This window comes from Methylobacterium sp. WL103 (genome assembly GCF_008039885.1).
Taxonomy (GTDB): Bacteria; Pseudomonadota; Alphaproteobacteria; order Rhizobiales; family Beijerinckiaceae; genus Methylobacterium; species Methylobacterium cerastii.
In genome coordinates, this window is record NZ_VRUX01000246.1 from 1 (window position 1) to 6,001 (window position 6,001).

General features: G+C 70.1%; 4 protein-coding genes and 1 pseudogene. 2 read left to right on the forward strand and 3 right to left on the reverse strand.

The features are described from left to right. On the forward strand, nt 1-319 hold a 319-nt coding region (locus tag FV222_RS15175), incomplete at its 5' end, for a hypothetical protein (protein WP_147814919.1). A 117-nt stretch (nt 320-436) separates the two neighbouring features. Here FV222_RS15175 and FV222_RS15180 read toward each other — a convergent pair. Then, nucleotides 437-1,309: a helix-turn-helix domain-containing protein gene (locus FV222_RS15180; protein WP_147814921.1), complete on the reverse strand. Its 873-nt coding sequence runs from the start codon at nt 1,307-1,309 to the stop codon at nt 437-439. Between the two features lie 253 nt (nt 1,310-1,562). Further along, complete coding sequence (locus FV222_RS15185) at nt 1,563-4,220, reverse strand: glucosidase (RefSeq protein WP_147750710.1); 2,658 nt, start codon at nt 4,218-4,220, stop codon at nt 1,563-1,565. A 435-nt stretch (nt 4,221-4,655) separates the two neighbouring features. On the opposite strand from FV222_RS15185, the gene FV222_RS15190 reads away from it, so the two are divergent. Next, nucleotides 4,656-5,492 (forward strand): transglutaminase family protein, encoded by an 837-nt coding sequence (locus FV222_RS15190; protein ID WP_147814923.1) that lies wholly within the window; start codon nt 4,656-4,658, stop codon nt 5,490-5,492. A 36-nt stretch (nt 5,493-5,528) separates the two neighbouring features. Here FV222_RS15190 and FV222_RS15195 read toward each other — a convergent pair. Then, a pseudogene (locus FV222_RS15195) lies at nt 5,529-6,001 on the reverse strand (type 1 glutamine amidotransferase); the annotation flags it as partial.

A 6,001-nucleotide genomic window follows, 5' to 3' on the forward strand; every position in this document is an offset into this window, starting at 1 on the left:
TCCCGCCGGCGGCACCTCCGCCTCGACCGTCGGGACCGGCGGGACTTCGACGGGAGCGAACGGCGCGACGGGCTCGTCCCTGGCCACCGGCGGCAGCGCGGCGGGCGGCAAGACGATGGACCGCTCGCACGTCAACGAGACCGGGAACGGCGGGCTCAACGGGCAATCGAAGGCGATGGCCCATGACGGCGGCACCTTCTCGAAGTCGCACACCCAGACCAAGGTTCGCGACGGCGAGGGCGTCGAGTCTCGGACGAAGACCATGTCGCACGAGCCCGGCTCCAAGCCGGTGAAGTCGACCACCACGACCGGTCGGTGACCGCCTTTCCGGCCGCGTGATCCCGATGTTTCGGCGGGCCATCCTGCCGGGACATGGCCGAAGACCGGAACCCGACGACGCCACGCGCCCGGCGTGGCGTCGTCGCTCCGTTGCGGGTCATCCCCGCCGTCCGGCCTCGCGCCGTGCCTGGGAGGGCGTGCGCCCGTACACACGCTTATAGCGTTGGCCGAAGTCGCTCATGTGCACGAAGCCCCAGCGCCGCGCGATCTCCGCGATCGGAACCGCGGCGGCGGACGCGGAGGTCAGATCCTCGTGGGTGCGCGCGAGCCGCCGCTCGGTGATGAAGGCGATCGCCGTCTGCCCAGTCCGGTTGCGGAACTGGCTCTGGAGGGAGCGAACGCTGAGTCCGGCTGCCGCGGCGATCAGCGACAGCGTGAGCGGCTGCGAAAGGTTCGCCTCGATGAAGTCGAGCGCGATGGCGAAGCGCGAGGCCGTGGCGTCGGTCGTCGCGGCCGTCGCCACGCCGGCGCGCCTGGGCCAGACAGACAGGAGCTGGTAGCTGAGGATCTCCTGGACCAGCGGGAAGGCGATGTCGCCGCCGCGACCCGCCTCCTGCCCGCGGCGCTGCACCTGCCGCATCATCAAGAACAGGGCGATCATGCCCGGCGTGGCGACGTCTGCGATCGGGGCGAAGGCCGGAAGAGCCGGCTGTCCGCCCGTGAGCGCGGCGTTGGCCGCCGAGAGCGCTTCGAGCGTGATCGTTCCGTTGATCGCGCTGAAGGCCGGCGAGGCCTGGATCTCGCTGACGTCCTCGAAGTCGACTAGGGTCGCGTATTTTGGCGTACCTTGCGTCTTGCCCGACTGGTTGCGGTAGATGATGTGCCCGTTCGCGATGAAGCGGACCGTCAGGATGTCGACGGTGACCCGCGGCTTGGTGATGAAGCCGCTGGAGGAGCGCGTCTCCCACAGGCACAAGGTGCTGCTCTTGTTGCCGGCCATCTCGATGTCGGGCTTCACCGAGCGGAGCACGTCGAAGTTGATCGCGAAGCTGCTCAGGTCGTTGAACGTCTGAAGCTGACGCGCGGACGCGATGCGGGCCGCGAACTCGCTCTAGGGAACCCACGCGGCTGGGCGGTTCGAAGTCCGGGCCGTCATCGTCTCAACCTGAAGTTCATGCCGTCGATCCGGCTTCGATCGCGTCGGCCTTCATGGCATTTCGTGGCCGCGTCGGCCAAGCTCCCACACCCGCGCACGCCCCCGCGGAGATTGCGGTCCCAGTGCCTCAGGTCCCGCCCCTTTGCGCCCGGTGGTGCAGCAGGTTGACGATCAGCGCGGTCCAGCCGGTCTGGTGCGAGGCGCCGAGGCCCCGGCCGGTGTCGCCGTCGAAGAACTCGTGGAACAGCAGGGCCTCCTCGGCGCCGTCCGCCGGGGGGATCGGCACGCGGTCGCCGTCCGTGGGGCGGCGGCCGTCCGCGCCGCGGGTGAACAGGTCGATCAGCCGCTCCTGCAGCGCGTCGGCGATGGCGGCCAGCGTGTGCATCGCGCCGGAGCCGGTCGGGAACTCCACCAGGAAGTCGGCGCCGTAATAGGAGTGGAACCGGCGCAGGGCCTCGATGATCAGGTAGTTCGTCGGCATCCAGACCGGCCCGCGCCAGTTCGAGTTGCCGCCGAACATGTTCGAGGTCGAGTCGGCCGGGTCGTAGCGCACCGTGAACGAGGCGCCGAACTCGTTGAGCACGTAGGGCTGGTCGCGGTGCGCCTTCGAGAGCGAGCGCACGCCAAAGGGCGAAAGGAACTCGGCCTCGTCGAGCATCCGCCGCAGCAACGCCTTCATCCGGTGGCCGCGCAGGAGCGAGAGCAGCTTGCGGTCGCCGACGCCGCCCTCGTCCCAGCGCGAGACCAGGCAGGCGAGGTGCGGGCGGTTCTCCAGGAGCCAGTTGAGCCGCCGGGCGAAGTCCGGCAGGCGCTGGAGCACGAAGGGCTCGATCACCTCCACCGCGAACAGCGGCACGAGGCCGACCATGGAGCGGACGCGCAACGGCAGCATCCCGCCGCCGGGCATGTCGACCTCGTCGTAGTAGAACTCGTCCTCCTCGTCCCACAGGCCGAAGCCCTCGCCGCCCATGTCCGTCATCGCCTCGGCGATGAGCAGGAAGTGCTCGAAGAACTTCGACGCTGTGCTTTCGTAGACGTCGTTGTGGAGCGCGAGCTCGAGGGCGATGCGCATCATGTTGAGCGCGTACATCGCCATCCAGGCGGTGCCGTCGGCCTGGTGCACCATGCCGAAGCCGGGGGGCGGGCGCGAGCGGTCGAACACGCCGACGTTGTCGAGCCCGAGGAAGCCGCCCTGGAACACGTTGCGGCCGCCGGCGTCCTTGCGGTTCACCCACCAGGTGAAGTTGATCAGGAGTTTGTGGAACACGCCCTCGAGGAAGGCGAGGTCGCCCCGGCCGCCGCGGCGGTCGCGGTCGATCTCGAACACCCGGTAGGTCGCCCAGGCGTGGACCGGCGGGTTGGTGTCGGAGAACTCCCATTCGTAGGCCGGGAGCTGGCCGTTGGGGTGCATGTACCATTCGCGCGTCAGCAGCAGGAGCTGCTTCTTGGCGAAGTCCGGGTCGAGCAGCGCCAGCGGCAGGCAGTGGAAGGCGAGGTCCCAGGCGGCGAACCACGGGTACTCCCACTTGTCGGGCATCGAGAGCACGTCGGAGGCGGCGAAGTGGCGCCATTGGGTGTTGCGGCCGCCGTCGCGCTCCCGCGGCGGCACCGGCTGGGCCGGATCGCCCTGCAGCCAGCGCCGCACGTCGTAGGCATAGAGCTGCTTCGACCAGATCAGGCCGGCCGACGCCTGCCGGAAAATGGTGCGGGCTTCCGCGTCCGCGATCCCGTCCTGCAGGTCGTCGTAGAAGGCGTCGGCTTCGGCGATGCGCCGTGTGCGGATCGCGTCGTCCGCATCGAGCGGGCGCGCCCGCGTGCCGGCCGACAACCGCAGGCGCACCCGGCGGGTCTCGCCGGGCTCGAGGCGCAGGGCGTAGTGCAGGCCGAGCTTGGTCCCGGCGTCCCGGCGCACCGCCGAGGCGTCGCCCTCGACGATCGCCGCATGCAGCCCGTCCTTGAACGGGCCTTCGGCGTCCGGCTGCCCCGCGTGACGGCGCAGGTTGGTGTCGTTCTCGCAGAACAGCAACGCGGGCTCGCCCTCGAAGGCCAGCCGGTAGCGCCCGAGCCGCGGGTGTTCGCAGGCGACCCCGCCCTCGGGGTGGCGCCCGATCCACGGACGCGGCTGCGCCCCGTCCTCCCGCCAGGACCAGGTGTTGCGGAACCAGAGCTGCGGCACGAGGTGGAGGTCGGCCGCCTCCGGCCCGCGGTTCGTCGCCGTGATCGCGACGTGGACGTCGTCGACGTCCGCCTTGGCGTATTCCACCGTCACGTCGAAGAAGCGCGCCCCCTCGAACAGGCCGGTCTCCTCGATCTCGTATTCGGGAACCTCGCGGCTGCGCTGCAGGCCCTCGCGCACGAGGTCCTCGTAGGGGTAGGCGCCTTGCGGATAGCGGTAGAGGAACTTGAGGTAGGCGTGGCTCGGGACCGCGTCGAGGTAGTGGTAGACTTCCTTCACGTCCTCGCCGTGGTTGCCCTGCTCGTTGGTGAGGCCGAACAAGCGCTCCTTCAGGATGCGGTCGCGCCCGTTCCACAAGGCCAGCCCGAGGCAGAGCTGCCCGCGCTCGTCGCAGATGCCGGCCAGGCCGTCCTCGCCCCAGCGATAGGCGCGCGAGCGGGCCTCCTCGTGGGTGAGCGAGCGCCACGCGTTGCCGTCGCGGCTGTAATCCTCGCGCACGGTGCCCCATTGCCGCTCGCTCAGATACGGCCCCCACAGCGACCACGCCCGCTCGCCGCGCGCCTGCTCGGCGATGCGGCGCCGCTCCGCCCAGGCGATCGCCTCGTTCATGCGCGGATCCCGCGGCCGAGGATCGCCGAGGCGGGGGTGGAGGAGGGCAGGGGAACGGTCATGGCATCCCAAGGGGCCGAAGGGTCGACGCCTCGTGCGATGCATCATCAGCGCCACACCGCGGCGCCGGGGGTATTTCCTCAAGCTGCAGACGTATTGCGCAGGTGAAGCTGCGCTCGTCCCTCCTCTCCTGCAAGAGGAGGGAGCTGGCGCTATGTCCTCGACCGCGTCTCTGATTTCCGCCGACTGTTCTACCAGCTTGCAGCAACGCCCGGGTTCTGATCGGACAAAAACTGCCGTTTCTCTGGGCAGAACCTGCGCGGCAAGCACATCTGACCTGCGGAACCTCGAGCATAGCGTCCGTGTTCAAGGCGCGTCCACGCTCTCGCCTCTGCCCCGCCTGCGCCCTCGCTCGCGGCCGTCACGGATCCACCGATGCTCGTCCAGACCGGCTTCACCATCGCCTTCAACACCTTCGGCCCGACCCCGATGAACCTGCTGCTCAACGTGCGGCCGGAGCGCCGGGTCGACCTCGTGACGCCGGAGGTCATCGCGTTCGATCCGCCGGTGCTGGCGACGCAGCACGTCGACGCCTTCGGCAACGTCTGCACCCGCATCGTCGCCCCGGGCGGCCGGATCACGATGTCGACCGACTTCACGATCCGCGATTCCGGCGAGCCGGACGCGTATGAGCCGGAGGCCAGCCAGCACCCGGTGCAGGACTTGCCCGACGACGTTCTGCCGTTCCTCCTCGGCTCGCGCTACTGCGACACCGACAAGCTCTCGGCCACCGCGTGGTCGCTGTTCGGCGCGACGCCGGAGGGTTGGGCACGGGTGCAGGCGATCGTCGACTTCGTGCACAATCACTTGCAGTTCGACTATCAGCGGGCCGACAACACCCGCACCGCGCATGACGGCTACGTCCAGCGCGTCGGCGTCTGCCGCGACTTCGCCCACCTGGCGATCGCGCTCTGCCGCTGCATGAACATCCCGGCCCGCTACGCCACCGGCTACCTCGGCGACATCGGCGTGCCGACGGACCCGGCGCCGATGGATTTCTCGGCCTGGTTCGAGGTCTACCTCGGAGACCGCTGGTACACGTTCGACGCCCGCCACAACACGCCGCGGATCGCCCGCATCGTCATGGCCCGCGGGCGCGACGCGACGGACTGCGCTCTCACCACCAGCTTCGGCACCGCCTACCTGATGCGCTTCGACGTGCACACCGACGAGGTCGTGACGAACGACGGGACGATGGCCGAGGCAGCCTGAGGCTTCGCCTCGAACGCAAGGCCGTCCGGAACCGCCCTAGCCGGCCTGTCGCGCGACGAGGCGGTCGAGGAAGTTGCCGATCTCGCGACGGCGTTGACGCGGCTCCAGGACGTCGGCGCCGAGGCCGTGCCTCCAGGCGAGCGACGCGTCCGCGGCGGCGTGCAGCGCATCGATCTCGGCGGCGTAGTCCGAGACGGCGCCTGCGTCGGGCGCGAGGCCGGCCTCGACCACGGCCTCGGCGCAGACCCGCAGCATCGCGGCAAGCTCGTCGAGGTCGAGTTCCGGGTGATACTGCGTGCCCCAGAACACGCCGTCCCCGTGCGGGATCTCGATCGCCTGCACGTCGAGGAGCGCGTTCGCGGCGAGAACCCGCGCGCCGGGCGGGGGCATGATCACCGCGTCGGAATGGATCGCCGGCGCGTCCCATGCCGCCCCGCGGCCCGACAGCAGCGGGTGGTCGCGGCCCTCGGCCGTCGCGGCGATGCGGCGGGCGAAGCCGTATTCGGGGC